Origin of the sequence: Streptomyces sp. NPDC059850 (assembly GCF_042731515.1) — a bacterium.
Classification (GTDB): Bacteria; Actinomycetota; Actinomycetes; order Streptomycetales; family Streptomycetaceae; genus Streptomyces.
This window is the reverse complement of sequence record NZ_JBHWJI010000001.1, coordinates 264178-290867: the sequence shown is the minus strand read 5'-3', so window position 1 is coordinate 290867 and position 26690 is coordinate 264178. Positions and strand designations below refer to the sequence as shown.

The window sequence follows — 26690 nt, the reverse complement described above, 5'->3', positions numbered from 1 at the left end:
AGGAGACGCGAAGCCATGGCACGACGCGGGATTCTGGGCCGACAGCGGCGCGACTACCGGGCCCCGGACCCGCACCCGTCCGGCGCCCGCCCGCCGAAGATCCCCGGCGAGCTGGTGCCGAACCACGTGGCCTGCGTGATGGACGGCAACGGCCGCTGGGCCAAGGAGCGCGGGCTGCCGCGTACGGAGGGCCACAAGGTCGGCGAGGGCGTCGTGCTGGACGTGCTCAAGGGCTGCCTGGAGATCGGCGTCAAGAACCTCTCCCTCTACGCCTTCTCCACCGAGAACTGGAAGCGCTCGCCCGACGAGGTCCGCTTCCTCATGAACTTCAACCGTGACGTCATCCGCCGCCGCCGCGACGAGATGGACGAGCTGGGCATCCGCATCCGCTGGGCGGGCCGGATGCCGAAGCTGTGGAAGTCGGTGGCCCAGGAGCTGCAGGTCGCGCAGGAGCAGACCAAGGACAACGACGCCATGACGATGTACTTCTGCATGAACTACGGCGGCCGCGCGGAGATCGCGGACGCGGCGAAGGCGCTGGCCGAGGACGTGCGCGCGGGCAAGCTCGACCCGTCGAAGGTGAACGAGAAGACGCTCGCCAAGTACCTCTACTACCCCGACATGCCGGACGTGGACCTCTTCCTGCGCCCCTCGGGCGAGCAGCGCACGTCGAACTACCTGATCTGGCAGAGCGCGTACGCCGAGATGGTCTACCAGGACGTGCTGTGGCCGGACTTCGACCGCCGCGACCTGTGGCGCGCCTGCCTGGAGTACGCCTCCCGCGACCGCCGCTTCGGCGGGGCGATCCCGAACGAGGACCAGCTGAAGAAGGACGACCCGCAGGGCGTCTGACCTGGTCAGCGCGGACTTTTTACGTGCCATAGAGCCCGCATTGAACAGTCCATGATCACGTCCCCCTTAGCCTGAAGACTTTGCACCGTGCAGGCCAAAGGGGGAGACGTGGCATGAGTGATGGCCACGGCAAGGGCAAGGTCCTGGACATCAAGGTGGCGGACGTCAAGTCCGTCTCGCCGACGTTCCACCGCCAGGCGAAAAAGCTGAGTGACGCGCTGACCACGCTGATCAACACGCTGGACGGCTATGGCGAACCGTGGGGGGACGACGGGCCGGGCAAGGAGTTCGCGAAGAACTACAAGCCGAACCAGAAGCACATCGAGTCGTCGACCGGCATCCTCGTCCTCGGCCTGACCAGCATCCACGAGGCGCTGCAGGACATGGCGGACGGCCACGTGGACAACGACAAGCTCATCGAGGGCATGTTCACGAAGGCGAAGCACACGCCTGGTGGGGACGGCCACAAGTGAGCTTCGGGAGCGAGGTCGAGGAGAAGGCCAAGGCGATCCTGCTGGAGCTGGGCATGTGGTGGCCGGACGCCGACGCCGACACCCTGCGCCACGCCGCCGACGCCTGGCGGACCTTCGCAGGCACCGTGGACGACGTACGCGCCGCGACCAACAAGGCCGCCACGACGCTCATCCACAACAACAAGGGCGAGGCGATCGACGCCTTCGAGACCTTCTGGGGGCGCTACGCCAAGGGCAAGGACGGGGGCTGGCTGAGCGACCTCGCGAAGTCCGCCCGCAGCATGGCCAAGGCGCTGGACGCGTTCGCCGACGACGTCGATGAGGCGATCGAGAAGCTGTGGACGCAGATCGCTATCGACGCCGTGGCGATCGTCGCCGGGGTGGTGCTGACCCTGCCGACCGGGGGCGCTTCCGACGCGGTCGCCGGGGAGATCGTCGCGATGTCGGCGGGCCTGGGCGTCGCGGTGGAGGGTGCGGTGGCCACCATCGCCGCGGAGATGCTGGCCGGTGCCGTGTACACCAGCCTCGCGTCGATCACCGTCGACCTCGCCGTCGTGCAGCCGCTCAAGATCGCCCTGGGTCAGCAAGGCGGCTTCAGCCTGGACGAGGTGAGCGCCGCCGCCAAGGACGGCATGATCTACGGCGGCCTCTTCGGCGCCGGAGCGGGCGTGGTCAAGTCCGGCGTCATCCCCAAGACCGGCGGCGTCCCCGACCTGCTGAAGCCGCCCGGCGTCCGCCCCAACCTCATCGAGGTGCCCCGCGCGGGCCGCTCCGGCAAGTCGACTCCGAAGGTCGGCGAACCGATCGACATCGCGACCGGCGCGATGCTCATGGAGCAGACCGACCTCACCCTCCCCGGCTCCCTGCCACTGGTCTTCGAACGCACCCACCTCTCCTCCTACCGTGGCGGTGCCACCTTCGGCCCGACCTGGTCCTGTCTGCTGGACGAGCGCATCCAACTCGACTCCGAGGGCGTCGTCTTCGCTGCCGCCGATGGCATGCGGCTCGTGTACCCGGTGCCGGAGCCGGGCGTTCCCACCCTGCCGGAGAAGGGCGAGCGCTGGCCGCTGGAGTGGGACGGGAAGCCGGACGGCGTCATGACCGTCACCGACCCCCAGACCGGTGTCGTACGGACCTTCACCCGCCCGGCGCCGACGGAGGAGTCCGGCGCCGTCCACCTGTGGCTGGACAGCCTCCAGGACCGCAACGGCGCCCGCGTCGACATCGAACGCGCCCTGTCCGGCAACCCCCTCGCGATCCGCCACTCCGGCGGCTACTACGTGGCCATCGACACCGACGCGCACCGCCGCGTCACCGCCCTTCGGCTGCTCGACGAGGCCCCGTCGATCTACGAGCCCCAGGGCCGCGACGGCGCGGGCACGGTCGTCATGCGCTACGCGTACGACGAGGCCGGAAACCTCGCCGAGGTCATCAACTCCAGCAACGAGCCGATGCGCTACATGTACGACGCCGAGGGCCGCGTCACTACCTGGACCGACCGCAACGGCACCACCTTCCGGTACGTGTACGACCCGGACGGCCGGGTGATACGCACCGAGGGCAGCGACGGCGTCTACAACGGCACCCTCGAATACGACGACGCGGCGCGCACCACCACCTACACCGACTCCCTCGGCCACCGCACCACCTACCGCTACAACACCGACGGCCAAGTGACCGAGGAGACCGACCCACTCGGCCACACCACCCTCACCACGTGGAACACCCGAGGCGACCGCCGCCTCTCGGTCACCGACCCGCTGGGCCACACCACCCGCTACGCGTACGACGAGGACGGCAACCTCAACGCCGTCACCCTCCCGGACGGCAGCCATGCTGCGGCCACGTACAACGACCTGTGCCAGCCTGTGGCGGTCACCGAACCGGGCGGCACCACGTGGCGCCACACGTACGACGCCGCCGGAAACCTCCTCACCACCACCGACCCGACCGACGCGACGACCCACTACACGTACGACGACCACGGCCACCTGGCCTCGGTCACCGACCCCCTGGACCACACCACCCGCGTCACCTCCGACCCGGCCGGACTGCCGACCGCTGTAGTGGACCCCCTGGGCCACACCACCACGGCCCGCCGCGACCCCTTCGGCCGCGTGGTGGCGGTGACGGACCCCCTCGGCCACACCACCCGCATGGGCTGGACCACCGAGGGCAAGCCCGCCTGGCGCGAGGGTCCTGACGGCCTACGGGAGACGTGGACCTGGGACGGCGAAGGCAACCTCCGCAGCCACACCGACCCGGCGGGCCACACCACTCACCACACCGCGACCCACTTCGACGTCCCGGCGACCCGCACGGACCCGGACGGCGCGGCGTACTCGTTCGCGTACGACACCGAGGTACGCCTGACCCAGGTCACCAACCCCCAGGGCCTGACCTGGACCTACACGTACGACCCGGCGGGCCGTCTCACCGCCGAGACCGACTTCAACGGCCGTACCCTCACCTACACCCACGACGCGGCGGGCGGTCTGCGTACCCGCACCAACGGCGCGGGCGAAACCCTCCACTTCACCCGAGACGCGCTGGGCCGCGCGGTTGAACAACGCACCGACGAGGGCGAGACCACGCGGTACACGTACAACGTGACAGGCCACCTCACCGAGGCGACCACCCCAGACGCCGAGCTGACCATCCAACGCGACCCCCTAGGCCGCGTCCTGTCAGAAACGGTCAACAACCGCACCACGACATACGCTTACGACGCGGCAGGCCGCCGTACGGAACGCACCACCCCCAGCGGCCTGCGCTCCACCTGGACCCACGACGCGGCAGGCCGCCCCACCACCCTCGACAACGGCGCGGGCGCCCTCTCCTTCACCTACGATGCGGCAGGCCGGGAAACCGAACGCCGCCTGGGCGACGGCGTATCCCTCGCCCAGACCTGGGACCAGGCGGACCGCCTAACCGCCCAAACCGTCACCGGGGTTGCTGACAACCTCCTCCAACACCGCTCCTACGCCTACCGAGCGGACGGCTACCTCACCGAGATCCGCGAACTCACCTCCGGCACCCGCCGTTTCGACCTCGACCCGCTGGGCCGGGTCACGGCCGTCCACGCCCACGGCTGGACCGAGACGTACGCGTACGACACGGCGGGCAACCTCACCCACGCCACCGCGCCCGCCCACGACACCCCCGGCGACCGCTCCTTCACCGGCACGATCATCCACCGCGCGGGCCGCACCACCTACGAACACGACGCCCAGGGCCGCCTGACCCGCCGCACCCGCAAACTCCTCAACGGCCAGACCCGCACCTGGACGTACACCTGGAACGCCGAAGACCGCCTGGTCAAGGCCACCACCCCAGACGGCGACCACTGGCACTACACGTACGACCCCCTAGGCCGCCGAATATCCAAACACCGCTTGGCCGAGGACGGCGCCCCCACCGCCCTCCTCCACTTCACCTGGGAAGACACCCGCCTGGCGGAACAGTCCACGGAGGACGGCGCCCACACCACCTGGGACTACACCCCCGGCACCCACCGCCCCCTCACCCAGACCCACCACCACACCCCCACCCGCCAGCCGGGCGAATCCCTCATCACGAAATTCGCGGCCGAGACCCCAACCCATTTCCACGCCATCATCACCGACCTGGTCGGCACCCCCACCGAACTGGTCACCCCGGACGGCACCCTGTCCTGGCAACACCGCACCACCCTCTGGGGCACCCCCCTCCCCGCCCCACCAGGCGCAATCGACTGCCCCCTCCGCTTCCCCGGCCAATACGCCGACCCCGAAACGGGCCTGCACTACAACTACTTCCGCCACTACGACCCCGAAACCGCCCGCTACACCACCCCCGACCCCCTCGGCCTCGAACCCGCTCTCAACCACCATGCCTACGTCCCCAACCCCCACAGCTGGACCGACCCGCTTGGGCTCGCCGGATGCAAGAATGAAGGAGGCGGGGATATACCCGCTCCCTCATCCAAATATGAGGACATTACAAAACCCGGGGCTCGCATGTTGAATAAATCAACGAATGTGGGTCCCGTTGAGTTCGGCGTAAACCTCGAATCCAATGGATGGACGCATACCCAAAAAGGCCCCAATAATATGTACGAGAAAGATGGGGCAAGATATTTCCTGCGTGGGAAAGCAAATACTCACGAGGGATGGACCGCGGACTACTACAATCCAGGATCCAAGAAAGCCGACATAAAAATTAGGCTAGGGGAAGATTGATGGCAGGGGACGGTTGGATCGTCAAAGATCGCGAAGAGTATCGAGAAATCTGCTCCCGCGCATCGGCTACCTTTGACCTAGATGCCAGATTGCCTGAAAAGGTATTCAGGCGGGGTGGTGAGGGTTCTCTTTTCTGCGAGTTTGACGTAGTCCTCACCCCTGAATTCTGGCCAGCGCTCAGCGCGATGGCCCGGTGGCACGGTGATACGCGCGTGGAACTACTGGTCTTGGAGCCTGATTGCGATACATTCTATCTTTCGGATTACCGGATTTACCCGGCAGTTTCACTTCCCGTCGAGGCTGACGAGAGTGAATACTGGGCGGCTGTCGGTTACGAACCCGACGGCGATATTATGGGATCACTGGCGATTTCAGCGAACGTCATCGCTTTGACCGGCCCCTCTGGGAAATGGGGGTGCTGGGGTGAAAGGGACCCTGAGGTGGCGGTTTTTCAGGGATTTCCGGATGCGGCTACGCGGAGTGACTGGCGTACACGCTTTGGTCCCTTTTTGGAGGTTGCGGGGGCGCTGGAGTCGTACCTTCCAGTGACCTTTGCGAATTGGGCCGTACCGCAGGAGTATGCCGCAACTCTGACCGCGAACTACGGTCTCCCGAGGCGGCTGTAGCGTCATTTAAGTGAGGCCGGGTTGGTTCACCAATTCGATAGGGAGCCAGCCCGTTGATGTTCCGGTTGGTTATGGCAGTCTTCCGACGTGATTATATCTTCCGAATCAAATGTATCGCGCTCAGCATGTCTGCCTCCGGCGACGTTTGGGGACCTGCCTGGTTCCGCCGCGGACGCCAAAACCCACTTCCACGCCATAATCACCGACCTGGTCGGCACCCCCACCGAACTGGTCACCCCGAACGGCACCCTGGCCTGGCAGCAACGCACCACCCTCTGGGGCACCCCCTCCCCGCCCCACCAGCACCAATCGACTGCCCCTCCGCTTCCCCGGCCAATACGCCGACCCCGAAACGGGCCTGCACTACAACTACTTCCGCCACTACGACCCCGAAACCGCCCGCTACGTCACCCCCGACCCCCTCGGTCTCCAACCAGCTCTTAACCACCATGGTTACGTTAGGAACTCACTGGGATGGCTTGACCCGCTGGGTCTTAAGGGGTGCAAGGGTAGTGGCGAGAGTCCAGATAAGAGCTCTCTAAAATTTGAGCCTTCACCCAAGCACGGCAAGATGCAGAGAGGGGACGCTGCGCCGGAGCCTACCAACCCGCAGGCCGCCCTTGAGAGGTCGATATCTTTCAACCCGAATACGACGCGTCGTATTAGCGCTGATCATGAGACTGGAGAATTCTCGGTGTTTGATGAGACGCATAATGGGACTGGCATATATCATGGGCATGTACGGACGTGGAATGATCTCAGTCAGCAGATGCAAAGTGCGCCTCGAAAAGTAGGATTGGTCACGGCGAAGGGCAAAATTGTTGACCCTGGCAGCTAGGGGTCGTATGTGCGGGAGGCGTTATGAAGTATGAACCGTTGGGGTCAGTTTCGGTGGCTGAGGTCGAAGACAGGTTCACGTCTGGGGACCCGCACGTTATTACTGAGACGCTGATCTCGGCAGCTCTTCACGTGTCCGATAATGTACGGGTCGAGCAATGGGTTGTTCAGTTCGCTGATCACAGTGACCCGGGAATTCGCCGAGCTGCAGCACTCGCGGTGGGGCATCTGGTCAGAATTCATGGTCGCGTCGGCGATGCAGCCGTGGCTGCGGTGGAGGCTCTCGCGGACGACGCGGCCCTATCCGGTGCTGCCCAGGATGCACTTGAAGACGTCGAGATCTTCACCCGCCCGAAGTGAGCGGACACGAGATCGGAATTCGATTGTGTCCAGAGCTTCGCCTCGGGGATCGTGGCCAGCATGGACATGAGCGAGGGGAAACGAGCGGTTGAGGACCTCCTTCGCTGGCGCGGCGCATTGGCCGACCTCGCCCAGGCGGTCCGCCAGGACGAAGACACGTCATCGGTCAGCGTCCTCGACCGCGTCACCGTCGCGGCCGTGCTGGAGAAGGTCGTGGAGGGCTTGGCAGAGCCGGGCGAGCTCTCTCTCTGGGCGCACACCGTGCACTTTCGCGACGACGTGGATTTCGAAGAGGGACACGAGGACTTGCTGACGCAGTTCCTGTTCGAGATCTCAACGCCGGAGCTGTTCGAGGCCGTCACGCCTGACCTCTGCTACCGCTGGCTGGGGAGAGTCCGCGTGTCCCTGGCGATGTCGCCGGTGGTCGGCCTGTGATGGGCGGGTTGGAGGCGGCCTTGGCCGAGGCCTCGTCTTCTTCGTGGTCGCGACGTATTCGTGCTGGGCGTGACCTCGCCCCCTTCGCTGATGCTCCTGAGGCCGCGGAAGCCTTGGTGGGGCTGATGTTGGACGTCGAGGACACGGCGGTGACTCGATGGACGGCAGAGGCCCTGGCCCGGGTGGGCACGGTGGCAGCCGTGCGGCTCATCGCTCTCGCGGTTGCCGAGGCTGACGACAATCACGCCGACTGGTTGCAGACCGGGGTGCGGGACGTGCTCGTGGGACCCGAGAGCGCGCCGGACGTCGCAGCGGTCTGCGGGCAGCTCGCACACCACCCGGAGGAAGCCGTTCGCCGGGGCTCCTTGGAGGTCTGGGCGTGGGTGGACGACATGTTGATGTGAGCCTCACAGTGCCCCTCGGCTGGTGGCGCCCGTGCGGGCGTACTGGCCCGGTGGGACCCCCACCACGCGCTTGAAGTGGCGCGTCAGGTGCGACTGGTCGTAGAGGCCTACCGCACCCGCCACCTCGCCCGGGGGTTGGCCGTCGAGGAGGAGGCGGCGGGCCAGGTCGATGCGGCGGGATGTTACGTACTGGTGCGGGGCGATGCCGTATGCCGTGCTGAAGGCGCGTACGAGGTGGGCGGGGTGGGTGTGGAGGAGGTGGGCGGCCTGTTGCAGGGTGGTGCCTTCGACGAGGCGTTCGTCGAGGAGGTCGCGGAGGTGCTGGGCGATGCCGGGATTGGGCGCGGGGGTGGTCGCGGCGGCCAGCCTCGGGCGCAGGTGCTCGCGCAGGCGCTCGCCGATGAGGGCCAGGCGGCTCTCCGCCTCGAACTCGTCGCTCGGGGCGGCCAGCGCGGCGTGCAGCTGGCCGATGCGGCGGCGCAGGAGGGGATCGGTGAGGTCCGGGCCGTCGACCGCCGGTCCGATGAGGCTCGCGTCCAGCTGCGTCATGTCGAGGTAGATCACCCGCTTGCGGAAGCCGTCGGCGGTGGCGGGTGAGCCATTGTGCGGGACCTGCGGCGGCAGCAGACTGACGGTGTCGTTCGGGGTGCCGCGCTCATGGCGGTCCAGGTCGTAGCGGACCGCGCCGTCGTCGACGATCAGCAGGGTCCAGGCGTCATGCACATGCATGGGATACGCGTGCTCGGTGAAGTGGGCGTGGAAGACCTCGCTGACGCCCGGGACCGACGGGCGCCAAGCGGAGATTTCCGGTCGGGACGCCATGCAAAGAACGTACAAGACGGTGCGGGTGTGCGGCCTGCAGTCTCACACCATGAGCACGAGCACGAATGATGAGAACACCCCCGTCCGCTTCGACACGAAGATTGCCGTACTGCTGCGCGACGACCTGGAGACCTGGCAGCGGCTGAACGTGACCGCCTTCCTCGTCAGCGGGCTCGGCGCGACGGCACCGGAGGTGATCGGCGAGCCGTACGCGGACGCCGACGGCACCGCGTATCTGCCGATGTTCCGCCAGCCCGTGCTGGTCTTCGAGGGGACGAAGGAGACGCTGACCACCGCGCACGGCCGGGCGCTGTCCCGCGCGCTGCCGAGGGCCCTGTTCACCTCGGATCTGTTCAGCACGGGCAACGACCGGGACAACCGGGCGGCCGTACGGGCGGTGGGCACCGACCAGCTCGACCTGGTAGGGCTGGCCGTCTACGGGCCGCGCAACGCGGTGGACAAGGTTCTTAAGGGCGCGCGGATGCACCCCTGAGCGGGACCCGGAGCCGTTTGGGGCGGCGTGGGATCCTCAGGGGGTGAATCTGGATGACCTGGTTCGGTTGCGGCGGGCGCGGGACCGGATGGACCGGGACTACGCGGAGCCGCTCGACGTCCCGGCGCTGGCGCGCGGCGCGCTGATGTCGACGGGGCACTTCGCGCGGAGCTTCCGGGACGCCTTCGGGGAGACCCCGTACAGCTACCTGATGACGCGGCGGATCGAGCGGGCCAAGGCGTTGCTGCGGCGCGGGGATCTGTCGGTGACGGAGGTCTGCTTCGCGGTGGGGTGTACGTCGCTGGGGTCGTTCAGCTCGCGGTTCACGGAGCTGGTGGGCGAGAGCCCGAGCGCGTACCGGGCGCGCGATCATGAGCAGGGGGCGGAGATTCCGGCCTGCGTCGCCAAGGTCTTCACCAGGCCGGTCAGGGATCCGGTCAGGAATGGAGAAGCGAAGGCCGCCGACCGGTCGTAGCGTGACAGACATGAACACCAACATCACGCTTTCGACCTGCTTCATCGCCGTCGACGACCACGACAAGGCCCTCGCCTTCTACCGCGACATCCTGGGGCTGGAGGTGCGCAATGACGTCGGGTTCGAGGGAATGCGCTGGGTGACCGTCGGATCGCCGTCGCAGCCCGACGTCAACATCGTCCTCGAACCGCCCGCCGCCAACCCCAACGCCTCGCCCGCCGACAAGCAGACCATGGCGGAACTCCTCGCCAAGGGCATGCTGCGCGGGGTCCTCTTCGCGACCGACGACGTGGACGCCACGTTCGAGCGCGTCCAGGCGGCGGGCGGCGAGGTGCTGCAGGAGCCGATCGACCAGCCGTACGGCGTCCGCGACTGCGCCTTCCGCGACCCGGCGGGGAACATGCTGCGCTTCACCCAGCCGAAGCGCTAGCCGGAGCGCCAGCCGGAGCGCCAGCTGAAGCGCTAGCCGGATTCCGGCGCGCCCCAGCCCCGCCGGTACGCGGCCCAGTCACCCGGCGTCGCCGCGAAGTCCACGTACAGCGCGACGCCGAACCGCTCACGGCGCGCGTCCTCGCGGCCCAGCCCGAGGCGGAGGCCCCGGACGCCCGCCGCCACCGTCTCGGCCGACTCGTGGTGGCCGATGTCGTCGGTGTGGAAGGCGGGCAGGCCCATCAGCAGGTCGGTGCCGCGTGGGGTCGCCTCGAGGGCCAGGCGTGTCTGCTGGGCGACGTAGCCCCCGTACAGGCTCGCCAGCGGCATCGCCGTGTCGTAGGACATCACCGCGATCTGGTCGACCCGGCGGGCGACCGCGCCGAAATACGACTGCGACCACCACTTGGGGTGACCGGTGACGAAGCCCGCGACGGAGTGGAGGGAGGGAAGGGGATCGATCTGGTGCGCGGCCACCGACAGCGGCGCGCGGCGGGCGCGGGTGACGGCGCGCACGTCGTCCAGCAGCGACAGGTAGTCCTGGTCGTCGGAGTGCAGGGGTTCCAGGTCGAAGTGGACACCCGCGAACCCCGCGTCCAGGACCTGCCGCGCCGAGCGTACGACCCGCTCGCGCGTCGTCCGTTCGCCGAGGTCCATCCCCGTCTGCCCCTCGGTGGACAGGACGTCGCCGAGCCACGCCTGGACGCGTACGCCGGGCATCTCGCGCCGCACCGCCTCCACCAGCCAGCGGGCCTTCGGGTAGCGCGCCGGGGGCAGGCCGCCGTCGTGCTCCAGAGGGCCCGCGTGGACGTACAGGTCCCGGATGCCGGTTCCGCGTACCCGCTGGACCAGCTCGGCGAGCTGGGCCTCGCCGTTGCGCCCGTCGACCCAGGCGTGCCCCAGCCACGCCGCGTCCCGCTCGCGCGTACGCGTTCCGGGGGCGGGGTCGCCCGCGTACTGCAGCCGCAGCGACACCCCGGCGGTGAGGAGGGGCACGATGAGGAGCAGGGCGGTGCTCGCCGCGACGCGCTTGGGCCACTTCAGGCGCGGATGGGACCACCGGAGCGGCACGTCAGCCTCCGTCGTAGGACACGACCGTGCCGTCCAGGGCGTCGGCGACGCGTGACCCCAGGTCGTAGTCGCAGAGGTTGACGCTCCAGTTTCCGGCCGTGACCAGGGTCGCGGGCACGCCCTTGTAGGCGATGGCCTCGCGGAGCACCGCGTTCCGGTCGGCGGCCGAGGCGTGCAGGGCGAGGGTGGCACAGTTGGGCGAGCCGGTGTCCTTGCCGGTGGTGCAGGTCAGCACCGTGTCCGACCGCTGTTTCCGGTCGTCGCAGCCGACCGCCCCGGCGAGGTCGTCGGCCAGGGCGCCGACGGTCCGGTAGCGGGGAGCGGCGGGGATGTCGGGCAGCGGGTACTTGGGGATCTTGGCCTTCTTGGGCGGCAGTACGACGCCGCCGAGAGCGGCCGCGATCTGGTTCGCGAAGCGGGGCTCGGTGACCCATACGAACCAGTGACCGGCGGCGACCAGGGTGTGGCTGGTGGGTGGCGCCCGGTGGGAGGCGATGGAGTCGCCGATCTCGTCCCGGCTGAACATCTTCGGGTTCAGCACCTGGATGTCGTTCTCGAACTTCGTGCCGTCGATGACGGAGGCGCATCCGAGGCCGCTTCCCCCGGCGCTGCCGCCCTGCGAGCGGCGGGTGATCTCACACGGGATACCTCCCGCTTCGAGAGCTCTCACGACCGCGTCGGCGTCCGCGTAGTCGGGCTTGGTGGGCACATTGCCCGGCATCGTGGCGCTCGGGCTGGGCGACGAGTCGGCGCCGCCGCCCGTCGTGTTGCCGCACGCGGCGAGGAGGGCCGTGGCCATCCCCGCCGCGAACACGCTGATCACTCGCTTCATGAACTCATCTCTTCGGGGGCTAGCCCGTCGCCGAGGGGCGCGGTGTCAGACCGGGGCTGGGCTCGGTCGGCTTCTTGTCGCCGCCCTTGTCGTCCTCGTCGTCCTTGTCACCCGAGGAATCGGACGGCGGAGTGGGAGACGGCCCGGGCTCCGGCGACGGAGTGCCGGGCTCCGGCTCACCGGTGCCGGTACCGTGCGAATCGCCCCCGTAGACCGGGTCGATGGTGAACGAATGCCCCTTGGGGGTCTGGCCCTCCAACTGCTCCAGGGCCTTCTGGCGCTCCTCGTCGCTCAGGGCTTCCCACGCCTTGGCGTCCTCGAGATGGGGCTGGAGCCTGTCCCAGTTCTCCCCACGCGCCTTGATGTCCCCGCCTCGGTGGTCCGAGTCGTCCCCGTACTGCTCGTTCTTCTCGCGGACATCAGGGGTGTCGGCGGCGTAGAGGACGAACAACTGCTTGTCCGTGTCGGAACCGTAGGGATTCTTCTGCAGTTCCTGCAGATGGTAGGCGCTCAGGCGGATGTCCTCGTTGGGATTCTCCTCGATGTACTTGGTGAGTTGGGCATCGCTGAGGTCTCCCAGATAGGTGCCGTCCTTCGTGGTGAACGCCTGTCGGTGCTGACCTATGACCTTACGGGCCGTCCCCAGCTTCATGTGCGTGATGCCCAGCGACTTGTCCGGCTTGATCGTCTGCTGCAGCGTCCAGTTGAACATCCTGCCGATGCTCGGCAGGAAGCCGCGGCCGTCCTTGTCGTAGTTCTGGTACCACTGCTGCTCCTGCCAGACGATCGACAGCAGCAGCGTCTTGCTCATACCGGTCTCCTTCGCCGCCCGCTCCACGGCGGCGAGCTGCGAGGGAGAGACGTTGATCGGATGCGTACCGTCGGACGCCCCCGTCAGGCGTAGCGCGATCGCCAGCGGGCTGTTCTTCTTCAGCGCCTCCTTGATCAGCTGTGGATCGGAGATCTTCGTGAGGCCGCTGATGGTGCGCAGCGCGGCGGCCGCCGTGGTGTCGGCCTTGGTCGCGCGGGACAGGGCGCCCTCGATGATGCCCTGGGCGTGCCGGACCGGCTCCGACTGGCTGTCGTCACCGGGCGCGGAGGCCACCGGCTTGGAGTGGGCGACGCGACCGCTGTCGTCGACGGTCAGCTCATGGTCGCTCGCGTAGTCGAGTGCGCTGTTCAGATCGCGCTGGGCGGCCTCGATCTCGTCGGCCAGGTCGTCGTAGACGCGGCACAGCTCGCGCAGCGCCAGATTCGCCGCTTCGTAGTCATCGGCGTGCTTGATGAAGGTGCGGCGGGCGGCGAGCCCCGCGTCGGACACCCACTGCTTCTCGATGGTGCGGGCCACGTCGTCGCGGGCGACGGTGCCGATCTCGTCGCAGTGCTTGGCCGCGCTGAGGGCGTCGGTGGCGGCGTCGCGCCAGGCTTGCGGGCTCGCGGACCGGAGGTCGGGTACGGAGACCATCAGGCACCCTCCAGCCAGCGGGCGTCCTTGCGGAGTTCCGCCTCGATGGAGAGGTCGGTGTCCATGTAGTCGTCCATGGCATCGGTGATGGCGGCGGCCGCCTCCCTGGCCGACTTGCCGAGTTCGTGCAGCCGGTCGCGCCACGCCGTGACGCACTCCTGGTTGGGCTGCGCGACCGCCCAGCCCGAATGGGCCTTCCCGGCGGCCTCGGGGTCGTCCAGCTTGGTCTTGTTCCGCCCCGTCGCGCTGGTGGTGTGGAAGGCGCCCGCGGTCTTCTTCGGAGACGGTGGATCGATGAATAAGTCCGGCATTCCGGGCAGGTACGAGGACATCAGGCTTCCCCCAAGCAGCCGTAATGTGCATGTACTTGACACCGTACCCAGCAAATCGCCCCAAGACAGGGTGCGTGCGCATACGACGGTGGTTCCAGCACAAAGCTGTGACGGCCCTGAGGCCTGCGAGGGGGGAGCCCCGCGAAGAGGGGGGCTAAGCCTGTGCGTCCTTCACCGGGGACGCGCAGTCGCCGCAGGTGCCGAAGATCTCGATCGTATGGGCGACGTCCACGAAGCCGTGCTCGGCGGCGATCGCGTCGGCCCACTTCTCGACCGCCGGGCCTTCGACCTCGACCGCCTTGCCGCAGGAGCGGCAGACCAGGTGGTGGTGGTGCTCCTCGCTGTTGCAGCGGCGGTAGACGGCCTCGCCCTCGGTGGTACGGAGGACGTCGACCTCACCGGCGTCGGCGAGGGACTGGAGGGTGCGGTAGACGGTGGTCAGGCCGACCGAGTCGCCCCGGTGCTTGAGCATGTCGTGAAGCTCCTGCGCACTGCGGAACTCGTCCACCTCGTCCAGCGCCGCCGCCACCGCGGCGCGCTGCCTGGTGGACCGGCCGCGTACTGGGGGACCCGCGGTCGCCACAGTTGCCTCCTCAACCTCGCTTGCCCGTAGCGCTCTGCCTGCCGCTCTCTCTGCTTCGCCATTGTGCCAGCTAACGGATGCGCTACGGACTAGCTAAGCATCACACGAGTACGTCGTCCTTGAGGGTGCACCGCCCCTCGGCCGAAGCGGCCCGTCCGGCGCGCTGTTTGGCGCGCCGTTTGGCCAGGGGCGCGGCGAGCGCGGTGACGACGGCGAAGACGCCGATGGCGAGGACGACGATGCTCGCGCCGGGCGGCACGTTCCGGTAGAAGGAGAAGACCGTTCCGGACAGGGTGACCACGACGCCGATGCCGACCGCCAGCGCGAGCGTCATCGCGAAGCCGCGGGTGGCCTGCTGGGCGGCGGCGACCGGGACCACCATGAGGGCGCTGACCAGCAGCAGGCCGACGACGCGCATCGCGACCGTGACGGTGACGGCCGCGGTGATGGCCAGCAGCAGGTTGAGCGTACGGACCGGCAGCCCGGTCACCCGGGCGAACTCCTCGTCCTGGCAGACCGCGAACAGCTGGCGCCGCAGCCCGAGGGTGATCAGCACGACGAAGGCGGCGAGCAGGCTGATCACGACGACGTCCTGCTGCGACACGGTGGTGATCGAGCCGAAGAGATACGTGGTGAGGTTGGCGTTGGAGCCGGTCGGCGAGAGGTTGATCAGCAGGACGCCGCCCGCCATGCCCCCGTAGAAGAGCATCGCGAGCGCGAGGTCGCCGCGGGTCTTGCCGTACCAGCGGATCAGCTCCATCAGGACGGCGCCGAGGGCGGAGACCAGGACGGCGGTCCAGACCGGGTTGGTGCCGGTCAGGAAGCCGAGGGCGACACCGGTGAGCGCGACGTGGCCGATGCCGTCGCCCATGATCGCCTGGCGGCGCTGGACGAGGTAGATGCCGACGGCGGGGGCGGTGATGCCGACGAGGACGGCGGCGAGCAGGGCCCGCTGCATAAAGGCGTAGTCGAGGACTTCCAGCATGTCAGGTCAGCAACCCTGTCCGGATCGGTTCGGCGTCGGGCGCCGCGTGGGGATGGACGTGATCATGGCCGGGCAGCGCATGCTGACCGACTGCCTTGGGCGGCGGGCCGTCGTGGACGACGCAGCCGTCGCGGAGCACCACCGCGCGGTCGATCAGTGGCTCCAGCGGGCCCAGCTCATGGAGGACGAGCAGGACGGTGGTCCCCGCGGCGACCTGCTCGCGCAGCGTCCCGGCGAGGATCTCCTGGCTGGCCAGGTCGACCCCGGCCATCGGCTCGTCCATGATCAGCAGCTCGGGTTCACCGGCCAGCGCGCGGGCGATCAGCACCCGCTGGTGCTGGCCGCCGGAGAGCGCGCCGACCGGGTCGCGGGCGCGGTCGGCCATGCCGACCAGCTCCAGGGCGCGGTGGACGGCCGCCCGGTCGGCCTTGCGCGGCGGCCCGAACCGGCGGCGGGCCAGCCGCCCGGCCGAGACGACCTCGCGGACGGTCGCGGGGACGCCGCTGGCCGCGGTCGTCCGCTGCGGTACGTAGCCGACGCGGGCCCAGTCGCGGAAACGGCGCCCCGGGGTGCCGAACAGCGCCAGCTCGCCGCCGGTCAGCGGCACCTGGCCGACGACGGCGCGGACGGCGGTCGACTTGCCGGAGCCGTTCGCGCCGAGCAGCGCGACGACCTCGCCGCGGCCCACGGCCAGGTCGATGCCGCGCAGGATGGGGCGGCCGCCGAGCGAGGCGGTGGCGCCGCTCAGGGATATGACGGGGTCGGGGGCGGATATGTCTGACTCCGGGGCGGATATGACCGGCTCCGCCCGTTCGCCGGAGCGTTCACCGGACCGTGCGCTGCCGTCGGGTTCCTTGGCCATGGATTCCTCCGTCGTCTCGCGCGTCGTCTCGTGGGTCATTCCGCGCGTCGCCTCACGCGTCACTTCGCGCCGAGCGCCGTGCGCAGGGCCGTCAAGTTCGACCGCATGACCTCGAAGTAGTCGCGGCCCTTGGACTTGTCCGAGATCCCCTCGATGGGGTCGAGTACGTCCGTCTTCAGCTGGAGATCGCCCGCCAGCGCCTTCGCCGTCTTGTCGCTCACCAGCGTCTCGAAGAAGACGGTGTTGACCTTGCCCTTCTTGGCGATCGTGTGCAGCCCCCGCATCCGCGCCGGGCTCGGCTCGGATTCCGGGTCGACGCCGGAGATGGCCTCCTGGCGGAGCCCGTAGCGCTCGGAGAGGTAGCCGAACGCCGCGTGGGTGGTGATGAAGGTATCCGTGCCGCGGCCCTTCAATCCGGTCTTGAAGTCGTCATTGAGGGCGCCGAGCTGCTTCACCAGGGCGGCGGTGTTCTTCTTGTACGCGGCGGCGTGGTCCGGGTCCGCCTTCTGCAGGGCCTTGCCGACGCCCTCGGCGACCTGGGCGTAGCGCACCGGGTCCAGCCAGATGTGCGGGTCGGCGGCGGCGTCGCCCTCGTGGGCCTTGTGCGCCTCGTGGCCGTGCTCGCCGCCCTCCGCGTGCTCGTGGGCGTCCTCCCCCTCCACCTCCGTCCCGTGGTCCTCCAGGGAGGCGTACGAGGCGGCGTCGGCGACGTGCTTCGGGTCGGCCTGGCCGATGGCCTGGTCGACGGACGGCTGGAGCCCCTTGAGGTAGACCACCAGCCCGGCCTCGCTGAGCTGGGCCGTCTGCCGGGGGCTGATCTCCAGGTCGTGCGGTTCGACGCCCGGTTTGGTCAGGGAGGAGACATGGACATGGCTCCCCCCGATGCGCTGGGCGAGGAACTGCATCGGGTAGAACGACGCCACCACATCGAGCTTGCCGTCCGTCCTTCCGTCCCCGGCGTCGGTGGAGCAGGCTGTGAGGGTGGTCAAGCCCATCGCGGCGGCCCCCAGGAGGGCTGTTGCGGGGTGGAGGCGGCGTATGTTCATGACTCTCATTTTCAACAAAAATGGAAACGGTTGTCAACAAGGGTCTTGTTCTTGATCACTTCCGGCATCGATTTGATCCGGGGGGTGCCGCCGCCGGTAACCTGAAGCATTCGCTTCGCGTCCTCCAATGTCGTCATCAATGAAGAGAGCACCGTGGCCGCCGACAAGATCGACACCATCGTCAGCCTGAGCAAGCGCCGTGGCTTTGTCTATCCGTGCAGCGAGATCTACGGCGGCCAGCGTGCCGCCTGGGACTACGGACCGCTCGGCGTGGAGCTGAAGGAGAACATCAAGCGCCAGTGGTGGCGTTCCATGGTCACCTCGCGTGACGACGTCGTGGGACTCGACTCGTCCGTGATCCTCGCCCGCGAGGTCTGGGAGGCGTCCGGCCACGTCGCCACCTTCACCGACCCGCTGACCGAGTGCACCTCCTGCCACAAGCGGTTCCGCGCGGACCACCTGGAAGAGGCCTACGAGGCCAAGCACGGCAAGCTGCCCGAGAACGGCATGGCCGACCTCAACTGCCCGCACTGCGGCAACAAGGGCAGCTTCACCGAGCCCAAGCAGTTCTCCGGCCTGCTCTCCACCCACCTCGGCCCGACCCAGGACTCCGGCTCGGTCGCGTACCTGCGCCCCGAGACCGCCCAGGGCATCTTCACCAACTTCCTCGCCGTGCAGCAGACCTCGCGCCGCAAGCCGCCGTTCGGCATCGCGCAGCTCGGCAAGTCGTTCCGGAACGAGATCACGCCGGGCAACTTCATCTTCCGCACCCGTGAGTTCGAGCAGATGGAGATGGAGTTCTTCGTCAAGCCGGGCGAGGACGAGCAGTGGCACGAGTACTGGATGGAGCAGCGCTACAACTGGTACCGGGAGCTCGGCATCCAGGAGAACAACATCCGCTGGTACGAGCACCCGAAGGAGAAGCTCTCCCACTACTCGAAGCGCACCGCCGACATCGAGTACCGCTTCAGCTTCGGCGGCTCCGAGTGGGGTGAGCTGGAGGGCGTGGCCAACCGCACGGACTACGACCTCAAGGCGCACTCCGCGGCGTCCGGCCAGGACCTGTCGTACTTCGACCAGGAGGCCGGCGAGCGCTGGACCCCGTACGTCATCGAGCCGGCGGCGGGCGTCGGCCGCGCCATGCTGGCCTTCATGCTCGACGCGTACATCGAGGACGAGGCGCCCAACGCCAAGGGCAAGCTGGAGAAGCGCACCGTGATGCGGCTCGACCCGCGGCTCTCCCCGGTCAAGGTCGCGGTGCTGCCGCTGTCCCGCAACCCGCAGCTCTCCCCGAAGGCCAAGGGTCTCGCGGCCGACCTGCGCAAGCACTGGAACATCGAGTTCGACGACGCGGGCGCCATCGGCCGCCGCTACCGCCGTCAGGACGAGATCGGCACGCCCTTCTGCGTCACCGTCGACTTCGACACCCTCGACGACAACGCGGTGACCGTGCGCGAACGCGACACGATGAAGCAGGAGCGGGTCTCCCTCGACCAGATCCAGTCGTACCTGGGCGGTCGACTGATCGGCTGCTGACCAGCGAGTACGGCAGGACGCACAGCACGAGGACGGGCTCCGGCGCCGCGGATAGAATGCCGCGGCGCCGGAGCCCGTCGTCGGCTTGGCAGGTTCGGTTCGGCAGGGGTTCGGCAGGAACGGGGGTTCACCAACCATGCGCAGCGTGACGCACCACATCACCGCCACCAGCGAGGACGGCACCGTCTTCGAGGTCAGCTATGGCTACGGCCGGGGGCAGCGGCGGCTCCTCGGCTGCCTGCACTGTGACTGGCAGGAACAGATCACCTACGGCGGCGCCCGCCACAAGGGCCTCGACCACCTCGCCCAGGCCCACGGCGCCCTGGGCTCCCCCCGCATGACAGCCGACGCGGCAGCCCGCCGCCAAGCCCTCCTGATCATGCTCGCCTGCTTCGCGGTGGCCGCGGCCATCCTGTGGTGGGCAGCCTCCCAGGCCTGACGCGGGGGGCCTCGCGCTCCCTACGCCCGCAGGCCGTTCAGGAGGAGTTCGAAGAGGTCCGCGAAGGCCAGTTCGGCGCCTGGGTCCGACCATTCCTGTGCGTAGACCGGGTCGTGGAAGTGGGCTGTCGCGGACCAGAGGGACTGGGCTGTTCTGCGGGCGTCGGGGGTGGTGAACTCGCCGTTCGCGAGGCCGGTTTCGACGATTTTGGTGAGGTGGCCGACCATCGTCTCGATGTGGCGGGCGACGGTGGTGCTGTTCTCGGCGGCCAGGGAGAGGTAGGTGGCGAACAGCTCCGGGTCGTCGCCCGCCTTGCGGCGTTTGGCGGCGAAGAGGGTGGCCAGCCACTCGCGCAGGCGGTCGGCGGCCGGGCCCTTGGCGCGGGCGATGGCGGACAGTTCGTCCTGGGCCTGGTCGAGCCAGCGTTCGGTGACCGCCTCGCGCAGGGCCGCCTTGGTGCGGAAGTGGCGGTAGACACTGCCGTGGCTGACCCCAAGCGCGCGGGCGACGTCCACGACCGTGGCCTTGGCCGGGCCGTAGCGGCGCAGGACGTCCTCGGTGGCTTCGAGGACGCGGTCGGGGGTCAGGGGCGTCTCGGGCGGCGGCATCGGGTCCCTTACTTGTTCTCGCTGTCGAGGTGGGCCATCTGGGCCTGCGCATAGCGGTCGCCCGCGGCGGCGTCGGCCGGAACGGCCTCCTCGATCGCGGCCAGGTCGTCGGCGTCGAGCGTAGCGTCCAGGGAGCCGAGGGCTTCGTTCAGCTGCGCACGTGTGCGGGAGCCGATCAGCGGGACGATGGCCGTGGCGTGCCTGGGGCCCTGGGCGAGCACCCAGGCGATGGCGGTCTGCGCGACGCTGATGCCCTTGTCGTCGGCGACCTTGCGCAGGGCCTCGACCAGGGTGAGGTTGCGGTCGATGTTCTCGCCGCCGAAGCGCGGGCTGAAGCTGCGGAAGTCGGTGTCGGCGAGCTTGCGGTCCCGGCTCCAGTGGCCGCTGATCAGCCCGCGGGAGAGCACGCCGTACGCGGTGATGCCGACGCCCAGCTCACGGCAGACCGGCAGGATCTCGTCCTCGATGCCGCGCGAGATCAGGGAGTACTCGATCTGCAGATCGCAGATCGGGGCGGTGGCGGCGGCCCGGCGAATGGTCTCCGCGCCCGCCTCCGAGAGTCCGATGTGCCGTACGTACCCGGCCTCGACCAGCTCGGCGATGGCGCCCACGGTCTCCTCGATCGGGACGTCGGGGTCGACGCGGGCGATGCGGTAGACGTCGATGTGGTCGGCGCCGAGGCGCTGGAGGGAGTAGGCGGCGAAGTTCTTGATGGCGGCCGGGCGGCCGTCATAGCCGGACCAGGTGCCGTCGGGGCCGCGCAGTGCGCCGAACTTCACGCTGAGCAGGGCGTTTTCGCGGTGGGCTGCGGGGGCGGTGCGCAGGGCCTCGTTGATGAGCAGTTCGTTGTGGCCCATGGCGTAGAAGTCGCCGGTGTCCAGCAGGGTGATCCCGGCGTCGAGCGCGGCGTGGATGGTGGCGAGGGACTCGGCGCGGTCGGCGGGGCCGTACAGGGCGGACATGCCCATGCATCCGAGACCGAGTGCGGAAACCTGGGGACCGGTGGTGCCGAGTTGGCGCAGCTGCATGGGAGTGCTCCTCGCGGGGACTCGGGGGACGTCGGAGGGACGTCGGGTAACGGGTATGGGTTGACGAGCGTGGCAGATGCGATGACAGATTTCAATATCTGTCATCGCATAGCTGTCACCGCATACCTGTTACTGCATACCTGTCATCCCCACAGCCCCCGCTCCCGGCCCCCGCTCACGCCACCGCGCGCGGCAGCCGCAGGCTCAGCGCCACCGTCAGCGCGACCGCCGCGAGCTGCGCCGCGAGCGTGATCACCAGCGCGTCGCCCATGCCCATCGACGGCGCCAGCGCGAGGAACAGCGTGCCGAGCGTGGCCACGCCCAGCGCCAGCGAGGACTGCTGGGTCGTGACCAGTACGCCGCTGCCCACCCCGGCCCGCTCGGTCGGCACCTCGGACAGCACGATCCGGATCAGCACCGGCAGCTGCAGCCCCTGCCCGAGACCGGCCAGCGCGACCCCCGGCAGCAGTCCGGCCAGGGACAGGTCCGGCCAGTCGCGCGCCACGGCCAGCATCAGCAGCCCGAGGCCCGCCGCCTGGAGCAGTCCGCCGGTGGTCACCACGCGGCTGCCGTACCGGCCGACCAGGCGCGGCCCCATGAGCGAGGCCACGAAGAACGTGATAGCCATCGGCGCCAGCGCCATACCGGCCGCGACCGGCCCGTACCGCAGACCCTGCTGCAGCGCGACCGCGATGACGAACATGAAGCCGCCGAAGCCGATCGAGAACGGCACCAGGATCGGCAGGCCGCGCCGCAGCGCGCGCAGCGCGAACAGGCTCGGCGGCAGCAGGGGAGTGGTCCCGGCCCGGTCGGCGCGGCGCTCGATCACGTAGAACGCGGTCGCCACGAAGGGGAAAGCGCCCAGCAGCAGCCAGGTCCACAGCGGCCAGCCCGCCGCCCGGCCCTCGGTCAGCGGCACCATCAGCGTGATCAGCGAGACGCCCAGCAGCACCGTGCCCGGCACGTCCACCGGCGCGGGCCGGTCCGAGCGGGTCTCGGGCACCGTACGCACCGCCAGCACCAGGCCGATCAGCGCGACCGGGACGTTGACCAGGAAGACCGCGCGCCACCCGGTGCCCGCGATGTCCGCGGCCACCAGCAGCCCGCCCAGGATCTGCCCCGCCACCATGGCGAGACCGGCCGTCGCGCCGTACATGCTGAGCGCGCGGGCGCGGCGCGAGCCGGTGGTGGTGGCGTGAATGGTGGCGAGCACCTGCGGCAGCATCAGCGCCGCCGCCGCGCCCTGCGCGACGCGCGCCGCGACCAGGGTCCAGGCGTCCGGGGCGAGCCCGCAGGCCAGCGAGGTGAGCCCGAAGGCCGCCATTCCGGCGAGGAAGAGGCGGCGCCGTCCGAAGGTGTCGCCCAGTCGTCCGCCGAGGACCAGCAGCACCGCGTAGGCCACGCCGTACCCAGCGACGATCAGCTCCAGGACGGCCGGGCCCGCGGCCAGATCGCGGTCCATGGTGGGCAGGGCCACGTTGACGATGAAGAAGTCGATCAGGGGTAGGGCCGCCCCGAGCAGCAGGGTGAACAGCCCCGGGCCGCTCAGCTGGCCGGGCTCGCCGGGCGTCGCCGCGACGGCGCCCCGGGCCGCCGGGGCGAGGGTTCTGGTGGGGATTTCGGTATCGGTCACGCTTCAGACGATCCCGCCACACTCAGACGGGTACCAGAGTCTCTTTATCCTGGTACAAGAACTACCTGGCAACCGCCTGAGCCCATGGGGCACTCTGGAGCCATGACCATCACGGTGCAGACTGCCACAGGTGATATCCGACGGACCGAGCTGGCGGCCTTTCTGCGCAGCCGCCGCGAGCGGATCACCCCCGAGCAGGTTGGGCTGCCCCGAGGCCGCCGCCGGCGGACCCCCGGACTGCGCCGCGAGGAGGTCGCCCAGCTCTCCACGGTGGGCGTCACCTGGTACACCTGGCTGGAGCAGGCCCGGGACATCCACGTCTCGGCGCAGGTGCTCGACGCCATCGCCCGCGCGCTGCTCCTGGACCGCAGCGAGCGCGCCCACCTCTTCGTCCTCGCCGCGCAGGCCGATCCGAGCCCCGCGAACGAGTGCGCCGGGGTGCCGCAGTCGCTTCAGGTGATGCTGGAGCAGCTGGAGCCGTTCCCGGCGTGCGTGCAGAACGCCCGGTTCGACCTCCTCGCGTACAACCGCTCCTACCGGCTGCTGATGTGCGACCTGGACGCGCTGCCGCCGGAGGACCGCAATTGCATGTGGCTGGCCTTCACCAACGACGAGTGGCGGGCGAGCCTGGTCGAGCGGGAGGAGACGATCAGCCTGATGGCCGCCAAGTTCCGTTCCGCGATGGCCGAACATGTCGCCGAACCCGCGTGGAAGGCGCTGCTGAGGCGGCTGGAGGAGGCCTCACCGGAGTTCCGGGAGATCTGGGCGCGCCATGAGGTGGTGCGGCCCGGCGACCGGATCAAGATCTTCCGGCAGTCGAGCGTGGGCGTCGTGCGGCTGACCTCGACCAGCCTGTGGACCGGCCCCAACGCCGGGCCCAAGCTGCTCACGTACACCCCGGCGGACGAGGAGTCCCGTGAGCGCCTGGACCGGCTTCACGCCCTCGCGCTGGAATTGGCCGAGGTCTGACCCGTCGGCCCGCCCTCCTCGAACAGCGCGGCGGCGCGCTTCGTCGTGGCCAGCGCCCAGCGGCCGGTGGTCAGCGCGCCCAGCAGCAGGATGACGGCACCGCAGCCCGCGATGATCCACCAGGCGGGCCGGGCGGAGTCCACGAACGCGGCCGCGGCCGCGGCCGAGGCCTTGTGGCCCGGCTCCGCGCCCGCCACCCCGGCCGCCGCGCCCGCGGCCAGCACGGCGCCGATCACCGCGACCCCCAGCGACTGGCCCACCTGGCGGCTGGTGGAGGCGACGGCGGAGGCGACCCCGGCCTGCGAACGGGGCATCCCGGAGACCGCCGTATTGGTGATGGGCGCGTTGACCAGGCCGAATCCGATACCGAACAGCACATAGCCGATCAGCAGCAGCACATTGGTGGACTGGGCGTCGAAGACCGCGAACAGCACCCCGCTGGCCGCCATCGTCACCCCGGCCAGCAGCAGCGGCAGCCGGGGCCCGCCGTGGCCCACCAGCCGACCGGACAGCGGCGCGCAGATGAAGCACATGAACGCCATCGGCAGCATCCACAGCCCGGCATGCAGGGCGTCGAGCCCGCGCACGTCCTGCAGATAGAGCGTGTTCAGGAAGAGGAAGCCGCCGAGCGCCGCGAACGCGCTCACCGCGATGACCGTCGCCCCGCTGAAGGGGGCGCTGTGGAAGAAGCGCACATCGATGAGCGGCTCGGCGCGCCGCCGCTCGTAGCGGATCAGCGCGACCAGCCCGATGACGGCGACCGTCGCGCAGGTGGTGATCAGCGGCGAGGCCCAGCCGTGCCCCGGCGCCTCGATGATGGCGTACGTCAGACAGCCGAGGACGGCGATGACCAGCAGCTGGCCGATGGGATCGGGCCTGCGGGGCTTCGGAGCCCGCGACTCCGGTACGAAGCGGGCGGTCAGTGCCATCGCCGCGAGCCCGACCGGAAGGTTTATCCAGAAGATCGAGCGCCAGCCGATCGACTCCACCAGCACCCCGCCGACGATCGGTCCGGCCGCCATGCTGATGCCGACGACACCGCCCCACACCCCGATCGCCCGGGCCCGCTCCCGGGGCTCGGTGAAGGTGTTGGTGATGATCGACATGGCCACCGGGTTGAGCATCGAACCGCCGATGGCCTGCACCATACGGAAGCCGACCAGCGCCCCCAGATTGGGCGCCAGGCTGCACAGCGCCGAGCCGAGGGTGAAGATCACCAGCCCGGTCTGGAAGACGCGCTTGCGCCCGATCCGGTCGGCCGTCGACCCGGCGAGCATCAGCAGCGCCGCCAGGACGAGGGTGTACGCGTCGATCGTCCACTGCATCCCGGAGACGGAGGCGTTCAGATCGCTGCGCATCGAGGGCAGGGCGACGTTCAGCACGGTGTTGTCGAGGCTGACGAGCAGCAGGCTCATGCAGCAGATCGCCAGCACGAGCATGCGCCGCCGAGGGCTTAGCTCAGGCATGGTTGAACGCTACAACGATGTCGGGGGAACGGCCGTATGAACCGCCCGGCCGATTCCCCGCGCGGGTGCGGGACAATGAGAGGTCCGGTCCGTACGACGCCACGTACCACGACGCGTACGACGGCCCGGTACGGCCACCCATACGAACGTCCTACCCGCACCGCGAGGAAGCTCACCCCATGACCCAGACACAGCTGCAGATCGGCCCGCACACGGTCCAGCCACCGGTCGTCCTCGCGCCGATGGCCGGGATCACCAACGCGCCGTTCCGCACCCTGTGCCGGGAGTTCAGCGGCGGCAAGGGCCTCTTCGTCAGCGAGATGATCACGACCCGCGCGCTGGTCGAGCGGGACGCCAAGACCATGCGGCTGGTCCACTTCGACGGCACCGAGAAGCCGCGCTCCATCCAGCTGTACGGGGTCGACCCGGTGACCGTCGGCAAGGCCGTACGGATGATCGTGGACGAGGACCTGGCCGACCACATCGACCTCAACTTCGGCTGCCCGGTGCCCAAGGTGACCCGCAAGGGCGGCGGCTCGGCGCTCCCGTACAAGCGGAACCTGCTGCGCGCGATCCTGCGCGAGGCGGTGACGGGCGCCGGTTCGCTGCCGGTGACCATGAAGGTGCGCAAGGGCATCGACGACGATCACATCACCTATCTCGACGCGGGCCGGATCGCGGTCGAGGAGGGCGTCACCGCGATCGCCCTGCACGGCCGCACCGCCGCCCAGCACTACGGCGGCACGGCGGACTGGGACGCCATCGCGCGGCTCAAGGAGACCGTCCCGGAGATCCCGGTGCTCGGCAACGGCGACATCTGGTCCGCCGACGACGCGGTACGGATGATGAGCCGCACCGGGTGCGACGGCGTGGTCGTCGGGCGCGGCTGCCTGGGGCGGCCCTGGCTCTTCGGCGACCTGGTCGCGGCCTTCGAACCGGGCGGCGGGGCCGGTTCCGCCCGGCCCACCCTGAAGGAGGTCGCCGCCGTGATGCGCCGCCACGCCGAGCTGCTCGCGCAGTGGCTGGAGGACGAGGAGCGCGGCGTGATCGACTTCCGTAAGCACGTCGCCTGGTACACCAAGGGCTTCTCGGTCGGTTCCGAGATGCGCAAGCGGCTCGCGATCACCTCGTCCCTGGCCGAGCTGGACGAGCTGCTGGCCGGTCTCGACCTGGACCAGGAGTGGCCCCCCGGCGCCGACGGCCCCCGAGGCCGCACCTCCGGCCGCAACCGCGTGGTGCTCCCGGACGGCTGGCTGGCGGACCCGTACGACTGCGCGGGCGTGACGGCGGACGCGGAGCTGGACACCTCGGGCGGCTGACCTCGGTAGTTCGGGGGTCACATGGGGTCATCACCGGTTAAAGTGATGGGCTCGTGGTCGCGGTGGGATCCGGACGATCTGGGGGGATCG

General features: G+C 69.2%; 29 protein-coding genes. 15 read left to right on the top strand and 14 right to left on the bottom strand.

Annotation, left to right across the window (positions count from 1 at the left end; genetic code table 11):
* Positions 1–15: 15 nt before the first annotated feature.
* The 8 genes from ACFV9T_RS01450 to ACFV9T_RS01415 all read left to right on the top strand — a co-directional run bounded on the left by ACFV9T_RS01450 (position 16) and on the right by ACFV9T_RS01415 (position 8207).
* A complete protein-coding gene (locus ACFV9T_RS01450) occupies positions 16–852 on the top strand; it encodes an isoprenyl transferase (RefSeq protein WP_385436042.1) in 837 nt (278 codons plus the stop codon).
* A 113-nt stretch (positions 853–965) separates the two neighbouring features.
* Complete coding sequence (locus ACFV9T_RS01445) at positions 966–1325, top strand: hypothetical protein (protein ID WP_385436041.1); 360 nt, start codon at positions 966–968, stop codon at positions 1323–1325.
* A 53-nt stretch (positions 1326–1378) separates the two neighbouring features.
* Positions 1379–5545, top strand: a complete 4167-nt coding sequence (locus ACFV9T_RS01440; RefSeq protein ID WP_385436127.1) for an RHS repeat-associated core domain-containing protein — start codon at positions 1379–1381, stop codon at positions 5543–5545.
* On the top strand, positions 5545–6171 hold the full coding sequence (locus tag ACFV9T_RS01435) for a hypothetical protein (RefSeq protein ID WP_385436040.1): 627 nt from the start codon (positions 5545–5547) through the stop codon (positions 6169–6171). Before ACFV9T_RS01440 ends, ACFV9T_RS01435 begins: the two co-directional genes overlap by 1 nt.
* A 313-nt stretch (positions 6172–6484) precedes the next feature.
* Positions 6485–7009 carry an RHS repeat-associated core domain-containing protein gene (locus tag ACFV9T_RS01430; protein ID WP_385436126.1) on the top strand — a complete coding sequence of 175 codons (525 nt, stop codon included), beginning with the start codon at positions 6485–6487 and terminating at the stop codon, positions 7007–7009.
* A gap of 23 nt (positions 7010–7032) precedes the next feature.
* Positions 7033–7368 carry a hypothetical protein gene (locus ACFV9T_RS01425; protein WP_385436039.1) on the top strand — a complete coding sequence of 112 codons (336 nt, stop codon included), beginning with the start codon at positions 7033–7035 and terminating at the stop codon, positions 7366–7368.
* Between the two features lie 60 nt (positions 7369–7428).
* The gene (locus ACFV9T_RS01420; protein ID WP_385436038.1) at positions 7429–7803 is read left to right on the top strand and encodes a hypothetical protein; all 375 of its coding nucleotides are present in this window, start codon (positions 7429–7431) and stop codon (positions 7801–7803) included.
* Positions 7804–7928: 125 nt separating this feature from the next.
* Complete coding sequence (locus ACFV9T_RS01415; protein ID WP_385436037.1) at positions 7929–8207, top strand: hypothetical protein; 279 nt, start codon at positions 7929–7931, stop codon at positions 8205–8207.
* A gap of 3 nt (positions 8208–8210) precedes the next feature.
* Here the strand turns inward: ACFV9T_RS01415 and ACFV9T_RS01410 are convergent, their stop codons facing one another.
* Positions 8211–9029 carry an AraC family transcriptional regulator gene (locus ACFV9T_RS01410; protein WP_385436036.1) on the bottom strand — a complete coding sequence of 273 codons (819 nt, stop codon included), beginning with the start codon at positions 9027–9029 and terminating at the stop codon, positions 8211–8213.
* Between the two features lie 49 nt (positions 9030–9078).
* Between ACFV9T_RS01410 and ACFV9T_RS01405 the strand changes: the two genes are divergently transcribed.
* Genes ACFV9T_RS01405 through ACFV9T_RS01395 form a run of 3 tightly spaced genes read left to right on the top strand, consistent with a single transcriptional unit; the run spans position 9079 to position 10427 of the window.
* A complete protein-coding gene (locus ACFV9T_RS01405) occupies positions 9079–9522 on the top strand; it encodes a DUF2000 family protein (protein ID WP_385436035.1) in 444 nt (147 codons plus the stop codon).
* Positions 9523–9565: 43 nt separating this feature from the next.
* Complete coding sequence (locus tag ACFV9T_RS01400; protein ID WP_385436034.1) at positions 9566–9997, top strand: helix-turn-helix transcriptional regulator; 432 nt, start codon at positions 9566–9568, stop codon at positions 9995–9997.
* Positions 9998–10007: 10 nt separating this feature from the next.
* Positions 10008–10427, top strand: coding sequence for a VOC family protein (locus ACFV9T_RS01395; RefSeq protein WP_385436033.1), 420 nt, complete (start codon positions 10008–10010; stop codon positions 10425–10427).
* 32 nt (positions 10428–10459) lie between these two features.
* Here the strand turns inward: ACFV9T_RS01395 and ACFV9T_RS01390 are convergent, their stop codons facing one another.
* The 9 genes from ACFV9T_RS01390 to ACFV9T_RS01350 form a co-directional block, all read right to left on the bottom strand.
* A complete protein-coding gene (locus ACFV9T_RS01390) occupies positions 10460–11497 on the bottom strand; it encodes a hypothetical protein (RefSeq protein ID WP_385436032.1) in 1038 nt (345 codons plus the stop codon).
* Between the two features lies 1 nt (position 11498).
* A complete protein-coding gene (locus ACFV9T_RS01385) occupies positions 11499–12329 on the bottom strand; it encodes a hypothetical protein (RefSeq protein WP_385436031.1) in 831 nt (276 codons plus the stop codon).
* Between the two features lie 19 nt (positions 12330–12348).
* A complete protein-coding gene (locus ACFV9T_RS01380) occupies positions 12349–13794 on the bottom strand; it encodes a hypothetical protein (RefSeq protein WP_385436030.1) in 1446 nt (481 codons plus the stop codon).
* Entirely contained in the window at positions 13794–14105 is a 312-nt protein-coding gene (locus ACFV9T_RS01375; protein WP_385436029.1) for a hypothetical protein, read from the bottom strand. Before ACFV9T_RS01375 ends, ACFV9T_RS01380 begins: the two co-directional genes overlap by 1 nt.
* Before the next feature lie 175 nt (positions 14106–14280).
* Positions 14281–14709 carry a Fur family transcriptional regulator gene (locus ACFV9T_RS01370; protein ID WP_385436028.1) on the bottom strand — a complete coding sequence of 143 codons (429 nt, stop codon included), beginning with the start codon at positions 14707–14709 and terminating at the stop codon, positions 14281–14283.
* 100 nt (positions 14710–14809) lie between these two features.
* The gene (locus tag ACFV9T_RS01365; protein WP_385436027.1) at positions 14810–15694 is read right to left on the bottom strand and encodes a metal ABC transporter permease; all 885 of its coding nucleotides are present in this window, start codon (positions 15692–15694) and stop codon (positions 14810–14812) included.
* 1 nt (position 15695) lies between these two features.
* A complete protein-coding gene (locus ACFV9T_RS01360) occupies positions 15696–16595 on the bottom strand; it encodes a metal ABC transporter ATP-binding protein (RefSeq protein ID WP_385436026.1) in 900 nt (299 codons plus the stop codon).
* A 20-nt stretch (positions 16596–16615) separates the two neighbouring features.
* A complete protein-coding gene (locus tag ACFV9T_RS01355; RefSeq protein WP_385436025.1) occupies positions 16616–17602 on the bottom strand; it encodes a metal ABC transporter substrate-binding protein in 987 nt (328 codons plus the stop codon).
* A gap of 11 nt (positions 17603–17613) precedes the next feature.
* On the bottom strand, positions 17614–17769 hold the full coding sequence (locus ACFV9T_RS01350) for a hypothetical protein (protein ID WP_385436024.1): 156 nt from the start codon (positions 17767–17769) through the stop codon (positions 17614–17616).
* Here ACFV9T_RS01350 and ACFV9T_RS01345 point away from each other — a divergent pair.
* Positions 17756–19138 (top strand): glycine--tRNA ligase, encoded by a 1383-nt coding sequence (locus ACFV9T_RS01345; protein ID WP_385436023.1) that lies wholly within the window; start codon positions 17756–17758, stop codon positions 19136–19138. The two genes, ACFV9T_RS01350 and ACFV9T_RS01345, sit on opposite strands and share 14 nt — an antisense overlap.
* 136 nt (positions 19139–19274) lie before the next feature.
* Positions 19275–19577 carry a hypothetical protein gene (locus ACFV9T_RS01340; protein WP_385436022.1) on the top strand — a complete coding sequence of 101 codons (303 nt, stop codon included), beginning with the start codon at positions 19275–19277 and terminating at the stop codon, positions 19575–19577.
* 20 nt (positions 19578–19597) lie between these two features.
* On the opposite strand, the gene ACFV9T_RS01335 is transcribed toward ACFV9T_RS01340, so the two are convergent.
* The 3 genes from ACFV9T_RS01335 to ACFV9T_RS01325 all read right to left on the bottom strand — a co-directional run bounded on the left by ACFV9T_RS01335 (position 19598) and on the right by ACFV9T_RS01325 (position 22846).
* The gene (locus tag ACFV9T_RS01335; protein WP_385436021.1) at positions 19598–20185 is read right to left on the bottom strand and encodes a TetR family transcriptional regulator; all 588 of its coding nucleotides are present in this window, start codon (positions 20183–20185) and stop codon (positions 19598–19600) included.
* A gap of 8 nt (positions 20186–20193) precedes the next feature.
* Positions 20194–21213 carry an aldo/keto reductase gene (locus ACFV9T_RS01330; protein ID WP_385436020.1) on the bottom strand — a complete coding sequence of 340 codons (1020 nt, stop codon included), beginning with the start codon at positions 21211–21213 and terminating at the stop codon, positions 20194–20196.
* Positions 21214–21388: 175 nt separating this feature from the next.
* Complete coding sequence (locus ACFV9T_RS01325; protein WP_385436019.1) at positions 21389–22846, bottom strand: MFS transporter; 1458 nt, start codon at positions 22844–22846, stop codon at positions 21389–21391.
* A 102-nt stretch (positions 22847–22948) separates the two neighbouring features.
* Between ACFV9T_RS01325 and ACFV9T_RS01320 the strand changes: the two genes are divergently transcribed.
* Positions 22949–23815 carry a helix-turn-helix transcriptional regulator gene (locus ACFV9T_RS01320; protein WP_385436018.1) on the top strand — a complete coding sequence of 289 codons (867 nt, stop codon included), beginning with the start codon at positions 22949–22951 and terminating at the stop codon, positions 23813–23815.
* On the opposite strand, the gene ACFV9T_RS01315 is transcribed toward ACFV9T_RS01320, so the two are convergent.
* Entirely contained in the window at positions 23782–25281 is a 1500-nt protein-coding gene (locus ACFV9T_RS01315) for an MFS transporter (RefSeq protein WP_385436017.1), read from the bottom strand. The two genes, ACFV9T_RS01320 and ACFV9T_RS01315, sit on opposite strands and share 34 nt — an antisense overlap.
* A 179-nt stretch (positions 25282–25460) precedes the next feature.
* On the opposite strand from ACFV9T_RS01315, the gene dusB reads away from it, so the two are divergent.
* Positions 25461–26600 (top strand): tRNA dihydrouridine synthase DusB, encoded by a 1140-nt coding sequence (gene dusB, locus ACFV9T_RS01310; RefSeq protein WP_385436016.1) that lies wholly within the window; start codon positions 25461–25463, stop codon positions 26598–26600.
* The last annotated feature ends 90 nt before the right edge of the window (positions 26601–26690 follow it).